This is a genomic window from Nocardioides sp. NPDC004968 (assembly GCF_040608935.1).
Lineage (GTDB): Bacteria > Actinomycetota > Actinomycetes > Propionibacteriales > Nocardioidaceae > Nocardioides.
In genome coordinates this window covers 39,378-55,425 of record NZ_JBEXJF010000011.1, presented here as the reverse complement: position 1 = coordinate 55,425, position 16,048 = coordinate 39,378, and the positions used below count along the sequence as shown (strand labels likewise).

Annotated in this window: 16 protein-coding genes and 1 tRNA gene; 12 read left to right on the top strand and 5 right to left on the bottom strand. The window is 68.3% G+C overall.

The genetic code is table 11. The annotated features are described in order from the left end of the window. Positions 1-92: 92 nt before the first annotated feature. The 3 genes from ABZU72_RS13420 (at position 93) to nusG (ending at position 1,326) form a co-directional block, all read left to right on the top strand. Positions 93-165, top strand: a tRNA-Trp gene (locus ABZU72_RS13420). A 16-nt stretch (positions 166-181) separates the two neighbouring features. Beyond that, on the top strand, positions 182-457 hold the full coding sequence (gene secE, locus ABZU72_RS13415) for a preprotein translocase subunit SecE (protein WP_160025598.1): 276 nt from the start codon (positions 182-184) through the stop codon (positions 455-457). 62 nt (positions 458-519) lie between these two features. Continuing rightward, positions 520-1,326, top strand: coding sequence for a transcription termination/antitermination protein NusG (gene nusG, locus ABZU72_RS13410; RefSeq protein ID WP_355019346.1), 807 nt, complete (start codon positions 520-522; stop codon positions 1,324-1,326). Between the two features lie 90 nt (positions 1,327-1,416). Here the strand turns inward: nusG and ABZU72_RS13405 are convergent, their stop codons facing one another. The 3 genes from ABZU72_RS13405 to ABZU72_RS13395 form a co-directional block, all read right to left on the bottom strand. Beyond that, positions 1,417-2,574, bottom strand: a complete 1,158-nt coding sequence (locus tag ABZU72_RS13405) for a glycosyltransferase family 4 protein (protein ID WP_355019345.1) — start codon at positions 2,572-2,574, stop codon at positions 1,417-1,419. Positions 2,575-2,685: 111 nt separating this feature from the next. Continuing rightward, positions 2,686-4,401 carry an alpha-glucosidase gene (locus tag ABZU72_RS13400; protein WP_355019344.1) on the bottom strand — a complete coding sequence of 572 codons (1,716 nt, stop codon included), beginning with the start codon at positions 4,399-4,401 and terminating at the stop codon, positions 2,686-2,688. A 115-nt stretch (positions 4,402-4,516) separates the two neighbouring features. Next, positions 4,517-5,710, bottom strand: coding sequence for a lytic murein transglycosylase (locus ABZU72_RS13395; protein ID WP_355019343.1), 1,194 nt, complete (start codon positions 5,708-5,710; stop codon positions 4,517-4,519). A gap of 212 nt (positions 5,711-5,922) precedes the next feature. On the opposite strand from ABZU72_RS13395, the gene rplK reads away from it, so the two are divergent. From rplK to ABZU72_RS13365, 6 genes are all read left to right on the top strand, one after another. Beyond that, entirely contained in the window at positions 5,923-6,351 is a 429-nt protein-coding gene (gene rplK, locus ABZU72_RS13390) for a 50S ribosomal protein L11 (protein WP_355019342.1), read from the top strand. Between the two features lie 61 nt (positions 6,352-6,412). Beyond that, positions 6,413-7,129 carry a 50S ribosomal protein L1 gene (gene rplA / locus ABZU72_RS13385; RefSeq protein ID WP_355019341.1) on the top strand — a complete coding sequence of 239 codons (717 nt, stop codon included), beginning with the start codon at positions 6,413-6,415 and terminating at the stop codon, positions 7,127-7,129. Positions 7,130-7,283: 154 nt separating this feature from the next. After that, positions 7,284-8,846, top strand: a complete 1,563-nt coding sequence (locus ABZU72_RS13380; protein WP_355019340.1) for a carboxylesterase family protein — start codon at positions 7,284-7,286, stop codon at positions 8,844-8,846. A 79-nt stretch (positions 8,847-8,925) separates the two neighbouring features. Then, a complete protein-coding gene (locus ABZU72_RS13375) occupies positions 8,926-9,717 on the top strand; it encodes a transporter substrate-binding domain-containing protein (RefSeq protein ID WP_355019339.1) in 792 nt (263 codons plus the stop codon). Then, positions 9,714-10,526, top strand: a complete 813-nt coding sequence (locus ABZU72_RS13370; protein WP_355019338.1) for an amino acid ABC transporter permease — start codon at positions 9,714-9,716, stop codon at positions 10,524-10,526. The genes ABZU72_RS13375 and ABZU72_RS13370 overlap by 4 nt, the downstream gene beginning before the upstream one ends. Continuing rightward, complete coding sequence (locus ABZU72_RS13365) at positions 10,526-11,293, top strand: amino acid ABC transporter ATP-binding protein (RefSeq protein ID WP_355019337.1); 768 nt, start codon at positions 10,526-10,528, stop codon at positions 11,291-11,293. The genes ABZU72_RS13370 and ABZU72_RS13365 overlap by 1 nt, the downstream gene beginning before the upstream one ends. An 11-nt stretch (positions 11,294-11,304) precedes the next feature. On the opposite strand, the gene ABZU72_RS13360 is transcribed toward ABZU72_RS13365, so the two are convergent. Beyond that, entirely contained in the window at positions 11,305-12,486 is a 1,182-nt protein-coding gene (locus tag ABZU72_RS13360) for an MFS transporter (RefSeq protein ID WP_355019336.1), read from the bottom strand. A gap of 64 nt (positions 12,487-12,550) precedes the next feature. Between ABZU72_RS13360 and ABZU72_RS13355 the strand changes: the two genes are divergently transcribed. From ABZU72_RS13355 to ABZU72_RS13345, 3 genes are all read left to right on the top strand, one after another. Then, positions 12,551-13,090: a CGNR zinc finger domain-containing protein gene (locus tag ABZU72_RS13355; protein WP_355019335.1), complete on the top strand. Its 540-nt coding sequence runs from the start codon at positions 12,551-12,553 to the stop codon at positions 13,088-13,090. A gap of 73 nt (positions 13,091-13,163) precedes the next feature. Further along, positions 13,164-14,039, top strand: a complete 876-nt coding sequence (locus ABZU72_RS13350; protein ID WP_355019334.1) for an aminoglycoside phosphotransferase family protein — start codon at positions 13,164-13,166, stop codon at positions 14,037-14,039. 10 nt (positions 14,040-14,049) lie between these two features. Beyond that, on the top strand, positions 14,050-14,760 hold the full coding sequence (locus ABZU72_RS13345; protein WP_355019333.1) for a maleylpyruvate isomerase family mycothiol-dependent enzyme: 711 nt from the start codon (positions 14,050-14,052) through the stop codon (positions 14,758-14,760). Here the strand turns inward: ABZU72_RS13345 and ABZU72_RS13340 are convergent. Next, positions 14,740-15,954 (bottom strand): MFS transporter, encoded by a 1,215-nt coding sequence (locus ABZU72_RS13340; protein WP_355019332.1) that lies wholly within the window; start codon positions 15,952-15,954, stop codon positions 14,740-14,742. The two genes, ABZU72_RS13345 and ABZU72_RS13340, sit on opposite strands and share 21 nt — an antisense overlap. Between the last annotated feature and the right edge of the window lie 94 nt (positions 15,955-16,048).

The window sequence follows — 16,048 nt, the reverse complement described above, 5'->3', positions numbered from 1 at the left end:
AGGGCCAATTGCCCAGTGCGTAGACTCACCGTTGGTGGTCTTCCCACATGGTTAGCCGCGCCCTCAACCGCGCGTCTGATGCAGACCTCCGTAGGGCACTAGCTCAACTGGCAGAGCATCGGTCTCCAAAACCGAAGGTTGGGGGTTCAAGTCCCTCGTGCCCTGCAAAGCCGGACCAGCGATGGAAACGTTTTCGAGAGAAGGTGGCGGCGTGACGGACAGCAAGGCAGTCCCGACTCCGAACGACAAGAAGACGGAGAAGCGCACCAGTCTCCCGACGTTCTACCGCCAGGTCGTGGCCGAGCTCCGCAAGGTCGTCTGGCCGACGCAGCAGCAGCTCACGACGTACTTCATCGTGGTTCTGGTCTTCGTCCTGGTCATGATGGCGATCGTCGCGGGCCTTGACCTCGGGTTCGGCAAGTTGATGTTCTGGGTGTTCGGCGGCCGCGACGCGTGATCGCGTGGGCCCCGGCCCGCGGAACACACCCGATACACACAATCAACGGTTTGGAGCAGGACGTGTCTGAGCAGGACTACACCGAGGAGACCGAGGTCCTCGAGACGGCCGAGGCCGCCTCCGACGTGCCTGCAGAGGCTGAGCTCGACGAGGCCGACGAGTCCGCTGACGCTGTCGAGTCCGAGGACTCCTTCGACGAGATCGTCGAGGGCGAGACCCCCGAGGCCGCTGAGGACGACCCGCTCGAGGCGTTCCGCCGTGAGCTGTGGGCGAAGCCGGGCGACTGGTTCGTGATCCACACCTACTCCGGCATGGAGAACCGGGTGAAGTCCAACCTGGAGAACCGCATCGTCTCCCTCAACATGGAGGACTACATCCACGAGATCGTGGTCCCCACCGAGGAGGTCCCGGAGATCAAGAACGGCCAGCGCAAGATGGTCAAGCGCACCGTTCTCCCGGGTTACGTGCTGGTCCGGATGGACCTCACCGACGAGTCCTGGGCCGCCGTACGCCACACCCCGTCGGTCACCGGCTTCGTCGGCCACAGCCACCAGCCGGTCCCGCTGTCGATGACCGAGGTCGAGAACATGCTCGCCCCCGCCGTCGTCGCCCAGGCCGAGGCCGAGGCTGCCGCCGCCGGTGACGCTGCGACCGCCACCTCCGGCTCCACCGGCACCGCCAAGAAGCCCGTCGAGGTCGTCGACTTCGCCGAGGGCGACTCGGTCACCGTCGTCGACGGCCCCTTCGCCACGCTTCACGCGACCATCACCGAGCTCAACGCCGAGTCCCAGCGCGTCAAGGCGCTCGTCGAGATCTTCGGCCGCGAGACTCCGGTCGAGCTCAGCTTCAACCAGATTGAAAAAGTCTGAGCGGGTCGAGACCCACTTTCCCGTAGCAATCAGGCTCCTTGCCCGCACCCGCGAGCAAGGAGCCTGATGCGTTTTGCAGCTGAGCGAAGGTCAGGCAGGCGTCTGCAAGGTCGAGAGCTCCTGCGGATCGTCGGCAGCCGGCATCAGGACGAGAGTCTCCAGGTCCCGTACGACGGCGGCAGGCGTGAGAGGTGACGGCAGCAGCAGCACGTCGATGAGGCCGTCGACCGAGTTGTCGACGGTGAACCGAGCGGCAGCGTTGATCCTGACGAGCTCGTTGACCTCGCCCTGGGCGGCGGCGGCGCGGACGCCTTGCGCCAGCGCAGCGGGGTCGTCGGGGGCGACCAGCGTGATCGAGCCACAGTCGGTCTCGGGGAGACCGCCGTCGTCGGAGGCGACGACGCGACAGCCGGAGTGCTGGGCCTCGATCGAGACGATGCCGAAGGTCTCGTGCCAGTACTGGCTGTTGGAGGGCATGACGATGATGTCGTGCTGGGCCATCAACGTGGCCATCGCGCGCGAGGTGGTCCGCCGGGGCACGAGCCGAACGCTGGGATGCGCTTCGAGGACCCGCTCGATGTTGCGGCCCTGCGGCTTGTCGGAGCCGGCGGTCGTGGCCGTGCAGGTGAAGGCCCGCTCCTGGCCGACCGGGTCCAGGTCGAGCATCGCCAGCAACGTGTAGATCCCCTTCTCCGGGCTCAGCCGGCCCGCGTAGAGGATGCGAATCCCGGCCTCGTCGGCCGGCGGGCGGACCTCGGTGCTGAAGCACGCCTCGGCGTAGGGGTAGACGATGCTGATGGTGTCGATGTCGACGTCGAGGAACTCGGCCCACAACTGCGCGGAGAACCGGCTGGTCGCGATCAGCGACCGGTCCTGCATGGTGGCCGCGATGCGGGTCCGGTCGACGGCGTCTCCTGGTGGTGGCACATGCAGCATCTGGTACGCCGGTCGCCTGGTCACCACGACGGGGAACTCGGCGACGAAGATCACGACCCCGTCCAGCTCGCCGACGTCCGCGACGCTCGCCATCGAGAGGAAGGGGATGTCCGCGAACTCGTCGCGTCCGTCCGTCATCCCGACACCGATGGTGACGACGTGGGCATTGATGCCGCGGCGATTGAGCTCGCGGACATGGCCGATCGTGTAGTTCTCGGTGCCCCCGGTTCCTGCCGGCAGCGGCTGGTGCGGGTTCCAGACGAAGTAGATGTTTCCGACTGTCTTCGGACGATTGTCGAGATACGAAGGCATCTGCCCACTGTCTGCGGGTTGCTGCCGACACCGCTGCCGTGTGCCCCCCGCGATGTCCGCGTCGAGCGGCAGGTGTCCTGCAGTCTTGGCCCCAGCCTAACCGCCGGGCCCTCACCTCACGTAGACGCGGACTTCCCAGGGCTCCAGCCGATCGGGATCGATCCTGCTCCGGGGGTAGTTGGCCAGCACCAGCTCACGAGCCACCGGGTCGTCGCGGTCGACGGAGACCGGCAGGTCGGACAGATTCGCATGGACGGTGAGGGTCACGTCACCCAGCTGGCGCCGGAAGGCGTAGATCTGGTCACGGCCGGTGTCGATGGCGGCGAAGTGCCCGTCCACCACGACCGGCAAGCGGTGCCGCAGTGCGATCAGGGCGCGGTAGTACTCATAGACCGAGCCCGGCGCGCCACGCTGTGCGTCGACGTTCAACCAGCTGTGGTTGGGATTGACCCCGATCCAGGGGCTCCCGGTCGTGAAGCCGGCCCCCGACTCGGCGCTCCACTGCATCGGCGTACGCGCGTTGTCCCGGCTCCGGCGTCGCAGGGTGTCCAGCGCGACGGCGGCGTCCACGCGGTGCGTACCGACCGCTCTCGCGTAGTAGTCGAGCGACTCGACGTCCCGGAAGTCGTCGATGCCGGTGAACCGGGTGTTGGTCATCCCGATCTCCTCGCCCTGGAAGACGTACGGCGTGCCCCGGTGCAGATGCAGCACCGTGGCCAGGGCGGTGGCCGACTCGCGCCAGTACATCGTGTCGTTGCCGTAGCGGGAGACGACCCTGGGCTGGTCGTGGTTGTTCCAGTAGAGGCTGTTCCAGCCGGTGTCGCCGAGGGCGGTCTGCCACTTCGCGAGCGTGTCCCGCAGGTCTTTCACGCTCATTCGTCGTTGGGTCCACTTGTCGCCGTCCGCGTCGAGGGTGACGTGCTCGTACTGGAACACCATGGCGAGTTGGCCGTGCACCTGGTCGGTGAACTCCCGGGCCTGCTCGGGTGTGACCCCTGGCATCTCACCCACGGTGAGGTAGCTGCTCGGCCGCGAGTCGAAGACCCGGCGCTTCATCTCGGACAGATAGTCGCGGATCCGCGGACCATGGCTGAAGTACGGCATCCCGTCGCCGTAGCCGTCGCGGTTGAGCGGCGCGTCGGGGAGCCGTGGATCCTTGGAGATGAAGTTGATGACGTCCATCCGGAAGCCATCGATGCCGCGGTCGAGCCACCAGTTCATCATGGTGAAGACCGCCTCGCGGGTGTCCGGGTTGTCCCAGTTCAGGTCCGGCTGGGACCGAGCGAACAGGTGCAGGTAGTACTGGCCTCGCTCCGGCACCCACTCCCATGCGGACCCGCCGAAGGATGCACCCCAGTTGTTCGGTTCCGACCCGGGCTCACCGGGCACCGTCCCCGGCCGGGCATCCCGCCAGAAGTACCACTCGGAGGTGGCCGTCTCACGCGAGCCGCGCGAGGCGAGGAACCAGGGGTGCTGGTCCGAGGTGTGGTTGACGACGAGGTCCATGATCAGCCTCATGCCCCGCAGATGGACCGCGGCGAGCAGCCGGTCGAGGTCCTCCAGGGTGCCGAAGAGCGGGTCGACGTCCTGGTAGTCGCTGACGTCGTAGCCGTTGTCCTCCTGAGGCGAGCGGTAGACCGGGGACAGCCAGATGACATCGATCCCCAGCTCCTGGAGGTAGTCCAGGTGTTCCAGGATGCCCGGAAGGTCACCGATGCCGTCGTCGTCGGAATCGGCGAAGCTGCGGACGTAGATCTGGTAGACCACCGCCGACTTCCACCACGCTTCGTTGCCCGAGGCCGACCGAGACGCGCCGAGTGCGGCCATGTGCCACCGCCTCGGGTTTGCCACCATGCCAGTGTCGAGAATGACCTGGACGACTGTGGCCCTGCTTCGAGCCTATCCGAATGCCAAGTGCGCATTCGAGGTCGGAAAGGAAGCCTTACGGCAGCGTCTTGATCAGCCACTCGACGTACCCGGTGATGTCGGTGACGACTCCGGGGACGGCGGCGTTGGCCTGGGTGACGGTCTTGCCGAGCAGCCGGATGCTGCAGGAGTCGACGGCTCGGTTGGTGTCCCAACCGTCGGCGAGGTCGGGGAAGCGGGAGGACAGCTCGGCGGCACAGATGCCGCGGCGCTCGGAGATCGAGGCCCAGCTGCCGTCATCGGTCGGGGTGGGGCTGGGGCTCGGGGCCGTCGAGGGGGTCGGGCTCGGCTTGTTCGAGGGCCGGGCGCCCGAGCTCGGCTTCGGGGTGACGGCGGGGGGCTTCTTCTTCCCGGGCTTCTGGTCGGCCTTCTTCGCCGCACTCTGCCCCGGGCGGCCTGGTTTCGGCTCGGCGTGCGCGGGCGCGGCGGCGAGCTCGATGTCGTCACCGCCGTAGGGGCTGTCGGCGTAGCCCTTGGCGATCTTCAGGACGGTGGAGACGTACGCCTCGCTGCGGTTGTAGCGAGTGAGCGAGGCCTGCTTCCCCGCATCGGTGGAGACGTCCTCGTCACCGGAGCAGAGGTAGACGGCGGCGGCGAGGGCGGCGTCGTCGATGTCCTGCGGGTCGCGTACGCCGTCGCCGTCTCCGTCGACGGCGACCAACGGCCAGGTGGAGGGGATGAACTGCATCGGCCCGACAGCCCGGTCGCCACTGGTGAGCTTGTCGACGGCACCGGCGTCGGTGTCGGGTGCGGGGTCGCCGGCGGGAGCGGTCAGTGCGGGACCGTAGATCGGAGGCGTGGCCTTGCCCGAGTCGTCGAGCCGACTGCTCTTCAGACGCCCGTGGTCGGACTCGACCATCCCGACGGCGGCGAGCAGCGTCCAGTCGAGGGCACAGGCCCGGTCGGCAGTGGTGACGACGGCGGCCGCACGCTGGTAGGCGGCCAGTGCCGACATCGGGATGTCGCTTCCCTGCGCCATCGCGACGGCGATCGTGCCGGTTCGGGCGCCCTTGCGAGCTCCTTGAGCGGGCGCGGGCTCGGTGACGCTCGCGGGCTGGTCGATCGCCGACGTCACCAGCGTCTCGCCACCGGGCAGCGTCACGGGTTCGACCGGATCGAACCCGGTGCCGGTGGCAGCGGCGGTCCACCCCGCCGAGAGCGCGGCCAGCGGCACGAGCGCGGCGAACATGGACAGACGTCGGTTGAACAATTCAGCTCCCTTTGTAAATCCCTGGGGGAGTATGCCAAGGGGAGTGGTGGTCGTCACTCAGGGGGTCTCACTCAGTGGGCCGCCTCCGCTGATTTCGTGAAGCCGGACGGATCACGGACAATTGACCAGTTGCGAGAGCAACACAGCAGGTGGCAGAGGCCACAACGTACAAGCGGCTTCGTCATGACCACGAGAAGGAAGAGATTTCAAGAATGCCTCCGAAGAAGAAGATCGCAGCGCTCGTCAAGGTGCAGCTGCAGGCCGGTGCCGCGACCCCGGCCCCGCCCGTCGGTACCGCGCTCGGTCCGCACGGCGTCAACATCATGGAGTTCTGCAAGGCGTACAACGCCCAGACCGAAGCCATGCGCGGCAACGTGATCCCCGTCGAGATCACCATCTACGAGGACCGCAGCTTCACCTTCATCACCAAGACCCCGCCGGCCGCCGAGCTGATCAAGAAGGCCGCCGGTCTGAAGAAGGGTTCGTCCGTCCCGCACAAGGACAAGGTCGGCAAGCTGACCAAGGACCAGGTGCGCGAGATCGCGACCACCAAGATGCCCGACCTCAACGCGGAGGACATCGACGCCGCGATGAAGATCGTCGAGGGCACCGCCCGCTCCATGGGCGTCACCACCGACTGACCGTGGGAGAGCCGCGCTGGCTCGCTAACCACATCTCCTCTTAACCCTTAAGGAATTCACCATGCAGCGCAGCAAGACCTACCGCGCGGCGGAAGAGACGTTCGACAAGAACGAGCTCTACGCCCCGCTGGCCGCGATCAAGATCGCCAAGTCCTCCAGCAAGAAGAAGTTCGACGAGACCGTTGACGTCGTCATGCGTCTCGGCGTCGACCCCCGCAAGGCCGACCAGATGGTGCGCGGCACCGTCAGCCTGCCCCACGGCACCGGTAAGACGATGCGCGTCATCGTCTTCGCCGCTGCTCCGGACAAGGCCGAGGCCGCTCGCGAGGCCGGCGCGGACGTCGTCGGTGGCGACGACCTCATCGAGAAGGTCTCCGGTGGCTGGCTCGACTTCGACGCCGTCGTCGCGACCCCCGACATGATGGGCAAGGTCGGCCGCCTCGGCCGCGTGCTCGGCCCCCGTGGCCTCATGCCGAACCCGAAGACCGGCACCGTCACCCCGGACCCCGGCAAGGCCGTGTCCGACATCAAGGGCGGCAAGATCGACTTCCGCGTCGACCGTCACGCCAACCTTCACTTCATCATCGGCAAGGCCTCCTTCTCCGAGGCCCAGCTCGCTGAGAACTACGCCGCTGCTCTCGAGGAGGTGCTTCGTCTGAAGCCGTCCTCCTCCAAGGGCCGCTACCTGAAGAAGGTCACCCTCTCGACCACCATGGGCCCCGGTGTCCAGGTCGACCCCAACCGCGTCAAGAACGTGGCGGGTGAGGACGAGAGCTGAGTCTCTCCGACCAACTCATCGAGCGCTGTCGCCCAGACCGGGCGGCGGCGCTCGATGCATTTGTGCGCTGCGTACGTCTTCTTTCTGTTCCTCTGTCACTGCCGGGCGAGGGTGCCAACCCCCTAGGTTCGGACGGTCGACGAAAGGAACATCGGTGCTCAGACTTCGTGCTCTCGTCCCGGTCCTTGCCGTAGCCCTGGTCGCGGCGGCGGGCGTCACCGCCGCGGCCGACCCGCCCGAACCGTCCGAACCGGTGGTCCGGACCGACAAGGGAGCGGTCGGCGGCGTTGCCCACGACGGCTTCCGAACCTTCCAGGGGATCCCGTACGCCGCCCCGCCGGTCGGCCGGCTCCGCTGGCGCGCCCCAGCGCCGGCCGATTCGTGGACAGGGGTGCGAGACGCCACCGAGCCGGGCAGCCAGTGTGCACAGGTGGCTCCGGCGTACGGAGGGGCGACGACCTACGACGAGGACTGTCTGTTCCTCAACGTGTTCGCCCCGGACCGGCCGACGAAGCGGAAGCTGCCGGTGATGGTGTGGTTCCACGGCGGCGGGAACACCACCGGCTCCAGCTCCGGCTACGACGCGAGCAAGCTCGCCGTCGAGGGTGACGTGGTGGTCGTGACGGTCAACTACCGCCTCGGCGCGATCGGCTGGCTGGCGCATCCCGGGTTGGACGGGACGTACGAGTCCGGCAACTACGGCCTGCTCGACCAGCAGGCTGCGCTGCGCTGGGTGCAGCGCAACATCGCCGCCTTCGGTGGCAACCGGGGCAACGTGACGATCTTCGGTGAGTCGGCCGGGTCGATCGACACCTGCGCCCAGATCGCCTCGCCGGCCGCCGCCGGACTGTTCCACAAGGCGATCCCGCAGAGCGGGAGCTGTGCGGCCGGCGCGCGCAGCGACGCGGGCTCCGCGGCCGAGGGCGAGCGGCTCGCCGCCGCGGTGGGCTGCGGCGACGCGGCTGACGTGGCCGCCTGCCTGCGGGCCACCCCCGTCAAGGAGCTGATCGAGGCCTTCGGCGCTGCCGGGCTCAACGCCGGACCTGTCGTCGGCGACCCGCGGGTGCTGCCGCGGACCTATCCCGAAGCCATCGACTCCGGAAGGTTCAACCGGGTGCCGGTGATGCACGGCTCGACCCTCGACGAGATGCGGCTCTACGTCGGGCTCGAGTATCCGCAGCCGATCACGGCGGAGAAGTACGAGCAGATCGTACGCAGCACCTACGGCCCCGCCGCCGATGCCGTCCTCGGCCTCTACCCGGCGAGCGCCTACGACGACCCGCGGCACGCCCTGGCAGCGATCCGTACAGACTCGGCCGGTGCACTGTCCACCTGCGCCCATCAGGATGCGTTCGCGAAGCTCGAGGCCGCCGGGGTGCCGGTCTTCGCCTACCAGTTCGCCGACCGGGGCGCACCGCCGCTGATCGACCTGCCGGGCTACGAGGAGGGCGCGGAGCACGCCACCGAGCTGACGTTCCTGTTCCCGGGGCTCCTGGGAGAGCTCGACGAAGGACAGCAGAGGCTGTCGGACACGATGGTCGCCTACTGGACCTCGTTCGCCCATCACGGTCGCCCGGTCGCGCCCGGTGCGCCTCGTTGGCCGACCTTCCGGGACTCTGGCGACGTACTCCAGCTGGCTCCTGGCGAGGCAGGGGTTCGCCCGGTGGACACGGCCGCGACGAGCCACTGTGGGTTCTGGGCCGCCGTTCTCGGTTGATGCACGATCTCACTACGATGGCCCGCCACCTCAAGGGGTAGCGGGCCATCGGTGGCCCAAGACACGTAGAGTGCCACGCATGAATCTGCGGAAGTTCGCTGCTGCCCTGACCGTTCCCGTCCTTGGCCTGGCGCTCGCCGCCTGCGGTGGCGGCGACGAGGGTGGCACCTCCCCGTCGGGTGCGAAGCTGGTCAAGGCCGACACCCTGACCATCTGCACGCACCTTCCCTACAAGCCGTTCGAGTTCAACGAGGGCGGCGAGGTCGTCGGCTTCGACATCGACGTGCTCAAGATCGCGGCCGACGCCGAGAAGCTCGAGACCGAGGTCGTCAACATCGGCTGGGAGACCATCGTCTCCGGCGAGGCCCTCAACTCCGGCAAGTGTGACGTCGCCGCCGGCGCGATGACGATCACCGAGGAGCGGGAGAACGTCATGGACTTCACCGAGCCCTACTTCGAGGCGACCCAGGCCCTGATGACCAAGAAGGGCGCGGGCTACGCGTCGCTCGACGACCTCGGCGGCAAGACCATCGCGGTCCAGGAGGCGACCACCGGCGCCGACTACGTCAAGGAGAACGCCCCCGAGGACACCAAGATCATCACGCTCGAGGACTCCGCGCTGATGATGCAGGCGGTCAAGTCCGGCAAGGCCGACGCGGGCGTCAACGACAACGGTCTGCTCTACGACTTCGTGAAGTCCAACTCGGACATGGAGATCACCAGCGAGTTCCAGACCGGTGAGGCGTACGGCTTCACGGTCAAGAAGGGCGGCAACGACAAGCTGCTCGACGCGCTCAACAAGGGCATCAACGACAAGGCTGCCTATGACGAGGTCTACAACAAGTGGTTCGGGGAGGCTGCCGCGCAGTGAGTAGCGCGGCCGTAGTTCCCAAGAAGCGGATGTCGCCGCGCAAACGCGCGGCGCTCGTCCGTTACATCCAGTACGCCATCTTGGTGCTGCTGGTCGTCGTCCTTGCCCTGATCGCCGACTGGGGTGAGATCAGGCGTGCGTTCCTTGACATCGACATCGCCTCGCAGCTGTTTCCCGATGTCATCCTGATCGCGCTCAAGAACACGATCATCTACACCGCCTGCGGGTTCGCCTTCGGTCTGGCGCTGGGCCTGGTCTTGGCGCTGATGCGGCTCTCGAGCGTGGGTCCGTACCGGTGGATCTCCACCGGCATCATCGAGCTCTTCCGTGGGCTGCCGGCGTTGGTCGTCTTCCTGGTGCTCGGCCTCGGCTTGCCCATCGCCTTCGGTGTGAACCTCGGCAACATCGTCACAGTGACGCTGGCGCTCGGTCTGGTCGGCGGCGCCTACATGGCTGAGACGATCCGCGCGGGCATCCAGGCGGTGCCGAAGGGGCAGTACGAAGCGGCCCGCACTCTGGGGATGACCCACACGCGCGCGATGGTCACGATCGTGATCCCGCAGGCGTTCCGCATCATCCTGCCGCCGTTGACCAACGAGCTGATCCTGCTCACCAAGGACTCTTCGCTGGTCTACATCCTCGGGATGTCGCTGGACGAGTACGAGCTGACCGCGTTCGGTCGCGAGAACATGAACGCCTTCGCCAACCTGACCCCGATGGTCACGATCGCGCTGTGCTACCTGCTGATCACGGTGCCGCTCTCGATCGTCGTACGCCGCATGGAAGCCAAGTCCGGGAAGGCCCGCTGATGACCCAGACCGAGACGACACCGGCTGCCGACCGCAGCGCGGCGGTGATCGACGTACAGCAGCTGCACAAGTACTTCGGTGACAACGAAGTGCTCAAGGGCATCGATTTCCACATCGCGCGGGGAGAGGTCGTCTGCGTGATCGGGCCCTCGGGCTCTGGGAAGTCGACGCTGCTGCGCTGCGTGAACCTCCTCGAGGAGCCGACCAGCGGCACGATCCTGGTCGACGGCGAGGAGATCACCGATCCGGACGCCGACGTGGACGGGCTGCGCGCCCGGATCGGGATGGTCTTCCAGCAGTTCAACCTGTTCCCGCACATGACCGTGTTGCGCAACCTGACGGTCTCGCAGCAGAAGGTGCTCAAGCGCGGTAAGGCCGAGTCGCTGGAGATCGCTCGGGCCAACCTGGAGAAGGTCGGGCTCTCGGACAAGGCCGACGCCTATCCGGCTCACCTCTCCGGTGGCCAGCAGCAGCGCGTCGCCATCGCCCGGGCGCTGTCGATGAATCCCGACATGATGCTCTTCGACGAGCCGACCTCCGCGCTGGACCCCGAGCTCGTCGGGGACGTTCTGGCGGTCATGAAGGACCTGGCTGCCGACGGTATGACCATGATGGTGGTGACCCACGAGATGAGCTTCGCCCGCGAGGTCGCCGACAAGGTCGTCTTCATGGACGGCGGCGTGATCATCGAGGAGGGCCTCCCCGCCGACGTCCTCGGCAACCCCCAGCACGAACGCACCCAGGCGTTCCTCGCCCGGGTGCTCTGAGGCGCGGATGCTCACCGAGTTGCCTCGGTGAGCATCCGGCCGCAGCTGGCGGTGATGGCTGCGAGGCCGAGACAGAGGCCCGCGCCGACGAGCCAGACCGTCGGAACCCCGTGCGACAACAGACCGGTCGCGACCATCGGCCCGATCGTCTGTGCGATCCCCCAGCAGGTCCCGTACGCCGCCAGATAGCCCGCTCGCGAGCCGTCGGTCGCCGCCAGGCCGGCCACGAGCGCGATCGGTGGGCCGAGCAGAAGCACCTCGCCGATGGCGACGATCGCGGAGCCGACCGCGAGGAGCGGCAGCGGTGCTGCGTACGCGATCACGGCGAAGCCGACGGCCATCAGGACCAGACCTGCGCGGATGAGCGTGAAGGGCCGGGCGGCGGCGCCACGGAGAAGGCGCTGGCCGGCGATCGTGACCAGCGCGGCGACCACGAGCAGCCAGCCGGTGGCCGCTGCGTCGTGCCCGCGGGCGGAGACGGTGAGGGGGAGAGCGATCGTGCTCAGGATCCATGCGGTGGCGAACCCGGTACCGAGCGCGAGCATCGTCAGGAGCCAGCGATCACGCCACGGGCTCGGCCCGGACCGCTGCTGGCGCCGACTCCGAGCCGTGGTGTCACGCACGAGGGCGAGGACGAGAACTGCAGCGCACAGACAGGTGAGCGCGTCGGCGACGAAGAGCAGGCGCAGGTCGATGCCGCCCACGAGGGCGGCCAGTGCTCCTGCCGCCACACCGGCGACCGCCATCGCAGCGCCATAGAGTCCGTAGGCCTGCGGCCGCCGCTCGACCTCCACCGACTCCGCGATCAGCGCCTGAGAGGCGGGCTCGTAGATCTCGTACGCCAGCCCGAGCAGCGTCGCGCCGATCAGTGCGCCGGCGATCCCAGGGGACGCGGCGATGACCAGCTGGGCCACCGCGCAGGCGACGAGGCCCACGACGATGGTCGGCCGGCGGCCCACCGTGTCGGCCATCCACCCGCCGAGGAGCCGCGAGGGGATGGTGGCGACACCGAAGGCCGTCACGACCGCACCGGCCGTGGCGAGGGAGGCCCCATGCACCTCGACCAGGGCGACCGCCATGAAGGCCATGGCGAACGAACCCAGCCGGTTGACCGCTCGGGCGATGACCAGCACGACGAGGGATCGCGGCCACCGTGTGCGTCCGTGACTGGTCAATGGTTGAATGACGGTCATGGAGGAGACGGTAGGACCCGAACTCGTGACTGGTCAAATACATTTCGACAGTCACGTGCATACGGTGACCGAGCAGGCCTGCAAACTCGTCAACGCGCTCACCCCTGGGCATGACGGCACCCACCCGGTGCAGCCGCCTCCGACCGGCCGGCGGGCGCAGGTAGTCAGCGACCTGCTGGCTCGTCCCGACTACCGACCCCAGGTCGAGGAAGGCGACGCCGACGGGATGGTCGCGCTCGCCGAGTCGCTGCGCGTCGTGTTCGAGGCAGCGGCCGGCGGCGACCTCGACACCGCCGCCACCGCGGTCAACGTGCTCATGCGCGAGATGGGCTCGGTACCACAGCTCGACCGGGCCCGCGGAGGAGGCTGGGCGCTGCACTTCCACGGACGCGATCCCGGCCTCGTCATCGGCTGGGGCGCGGGAATCGCCGCTGGCCTCGCGCTCGCGATCGGCTCCGACCTGGCCGGCCGCCTCGGCGTCTGCCAGGCCGGCCCGTGCGACCGCGTCTTCGTTGACACCTCCAAGAACGCCGGCCGCCGCTTCTGCTCCACCCGCTGCCAGAGCCGCGTGAAGGCCGCCGCCCACCGCGCCCGACAGAAGTAGTCCGGGACCTTCTGGTCCATCTACGGCCGAGTAATGGGCGGGAACGTCCCGGACTACCTTCTAGAGTTGCCGCGTGCGAACCGATCCCGGGGTTGACTGCTCTGCCGCGCTCGAGTGGGCCGAGGGAGTGTTGGGGGAACAGATCGATGACGTGCGACGCCTCTCCGGTGGCTGGACGTCGACCATGCTGGCGATCACCCCAAGGCTGCACGAGGCAGTCGTTCTCCGGCTGATGACCAACGAGCCGTGGCGTACGCACGGTGAGCCGCTCACCACCCGGGAGAGCGAGATCCAGCGGATGCTCGCGACCACGGAGGTGCCTGCGCCGCGGTCGCTCGCGCTCGACGCCACGGGGGACAGGTGCGGACACCCGGCGCATCTGATGACGCTGCTTCAGGGGGCGATCGAGCCGCAGCGGAGAGACGACGCTTCGCTCCTGCGGCTCGCCGAGTTGCTGGCGAGTATTCATGCGGTCGAGCCGACGATCGACGTACGCAGCTACCAGTCGTGGGCGTGGGAGGCGAAGTTCGTCGTCCCGGTGTGGGCCTCGGATGCAGGTCTGTGGGAGGACGCCTTTGCACTGCTGCGCGGCGAGCCACCGACGTACGATCCGTGCTTCATCCACCGGGATTTCCAGCCGCGCAACGTGCTGTGGGAGCGCGGCGAGATCAGCGGTGTCGTCGATTGGGTGGAGACGTCGATCGGGCCGGCCTGGCTGGACGTTGCCCACTGTGCGAGCAATCTCGCGATCCTGCACGGGACCGAGGTCGCGGACCGGTTCGCCGATGCGTACGCCACGACGACCGGTCGCCCGCCGCAGCCCTACTTCGACGTGATGGACATCGTCGGCTTCCTCCCGCCGCCCGGCAAGACGTCGTTCATCACCGATTCTGCCGACCTGGAGCGCCTGGAGGAGCGGCTCGCCACGGTCCTGTTGCGGTGCAAGTAGGGTCTGCGTCGTGCCAACGCCTGACGACTACTTCGTGACCCTCGGTGTGCTGCAGGCCGAGTTCGCGGCCGCGCTGAAGCAGGCCGACCCGGACGTGCCGGTTCCGTCCTGCGACGACTGGTCGATCGGCGACCTGGCCGATCACCTGGCCGGGGTGCACCACTGGGCGGCGGCGATGGCGCGCGACGAGGACGAGGCGCCGCTGCCGGTGCCGTTGGACCTGGTCGCGGCCTACGAGGAGCAGGCGGCCGGGCTGCGCGAGACGCTCTCGGCGCTGGGGCCGGAGGCGACCGGCCGGATCCTCAACGGGCTGACCGAGGACGGCCGTGGGCCGGTCTCGTTCTGGTTCCGGCGCCAGGTGCACGAGACCCTGGTCCACCTCTGGGACATCCGCACTGCGCTCGGGCTCGACGCACCCGAGGCGACTCCGGAGCTCTGGGCGGACACGGTCGACGAGGTGCTGACCGTGATGTACCCGCGGCAGATCGCACTGAAGCGCACGCGAAAGATCGTCACCCGCATCGAGCTGACCGCGACCGACATCGACCAGACCTGGGCGATCGGCGCTCCGAACGCGGTGCAGAAGGTGTTCGTCACCGGATCCGCTCGTGACCTGGCGCTGCTCCTCTGGGGTCGTACGACGCCCCGGTCCGCCGCGCTGACCGTCACCGGTGACGAGGCAGCCCTCGCCGAAGCGCTCTCACGTGCGCTCGTCCCCTAGTCGAGCCTGAAGCCGCGAACGGTCGGCATGGCCGGTCCAGTAGCCGACCCACACCGCTCCGGCGAGCGAGAAGAGCCCGAGCGCGACAGGGGCGGCGGCGATCGAGAAGACCGCGGCCAGACCGGAGACCAGGAGCGGTCCGCCGGTGCCGCCGAGGTCACCGCACAGCCGCCAGCCGCCGAGGAACTGGGCGCGTCCGTCCTCCGGTGCGGCATCGGCGCCGAGCGTCATCACGATCCCCGAGCCGAGGCCGTTGCCGACGGCGATCAGCGCCATCACCGCGCCCAGGCTGAGCGCATCGTGGGTGAGGGGGAGCAGCAGACACCCGATGCCGACGGCGAGCACCACTGGGATCGCCACGACCTGACGCCCGCGGTGGTCGAGCAGCCAGCCGCCGGGGAGGGTGAGCGCGATGTCGACCAGGGCCGCCCCGGCGAAGAGCAGCGAGACCACCGAGGCCTCGAGGTGGATGTGGTCGGCCCAGAGCGGGAGCAGGCCGGTGCGTACGGACCGGGAGATCCCGATGATCACCACCGCCACCCCGAGCGTGGCGAAGGTCCGGCGATGGGTCCACAACACGCTGCGTACGCTCAGATGCCCCTGCTCACGCGAGCGAGTCCGGCCGAGCTCGGGCATCCAGCCGCCGATCACCGCCGAGCACAGCGACGTCGCGGCCGCGAACAGGAAGACCACAGGGAGGCCGAAGGCATGGATGAGCCCGGCGCCGAGCAGGGGTCCGACGAAGACCCCGAGCCGGAACGAGCCGCCCAGCAGCGCCATCGCCCGCGCCCGGTGCGAGAGCGGGGTCGCGTCGATGAGGAAGCCCTGCCGCGCGATCAGGAACGCCGTCCAGCTCATCCCGCTCACGAACACGGCGATCGCGAGCACGGCGACCGAGCTGCTGAGGAAGGCCACGGTCATCGCGACCGCGTCGAGAGCCCCGGCGCCCATCAACGTCCGCCGCTCGCCGATCCGTGCCACCAACGACCCGGCGGGCAACGAGGTGGCCAGCGACCCGATCCCGAGCAGCGCGACCACGAACGCGGCGGTCGACGCGTCCGCCCCCAGGTCGGAGGCCCGAAGCGCCAGGACCGGCATCACCGCACCGTGTCCCATGGAGCTGACGATCGAGGGCGCGTACGCCACCAGCGCGATGTCTCGGAACCGGAACTCCGTCGTCGTCTCCGTCGTCACCCCTTTACTCTGCCCGATTCGTTACCGAGGCTCACTATTTGTACGCCGACCGAGACGTCACGCCCGTCGACTGAGGCGTCACTCAGGTCGCTCG

Coding starts and splice junctions, on each gene's coding strand:
- ABZU72_RS13360 (WP_355019336.1), bottom strand. CDS start 12,486: ATGACCGTCATTCAACCATTGACCAGTCACGGACGCACACGGTGGCCG.
- ABZU72_RS13405 (WP_355019345.1), bottom strand. CDS start 2,574: ATGCCTTCGTATCTCGACAATCGTCCGAAGACAGTCGGAAACATCTAC.
- ABZU72_RS13400 (WP_355019344.1), bottom strand. CDS start 4,401: ATGGCCGCACTCGGCGCGTCTCGGTCGGCCTCGGGCAACGAAGCGTGG.
- ABZU72_RS13365 (WP_355019337.1), top strand. CDS start 10,526: ATGACCCAGACCGAGACGACACCGGCTGCCGACCGCAGCGCGGCGGTG.
- rplA (WP_355019341.1), top strand. CDS start 6,413: ATGCAGCGCAGCAAGACCTACCGCGCGGCGGAAGAGACGTTCGACAAG.
- secE (WP_160025598.1), top strand. CDS start 182: ATGGAAACGTTTTCGAGAGAAGGTGGCGGCGTGACGGACAGCAAGGCA.
- ABZU72_RS13375 (WP_355019339.1), top strand. CDS start 8,926: ATGAATCTGCGGAAGTTCGCTGCTGCCCTGACCGTTCCCGTCCTTGGC.
- rplK (WP_355019342.1), top strand. CDS start 5,923: ATGCCTCCGAAGAAGAAGATCGCAGCGCTCGTCAAGGTGCAGCTGCAG.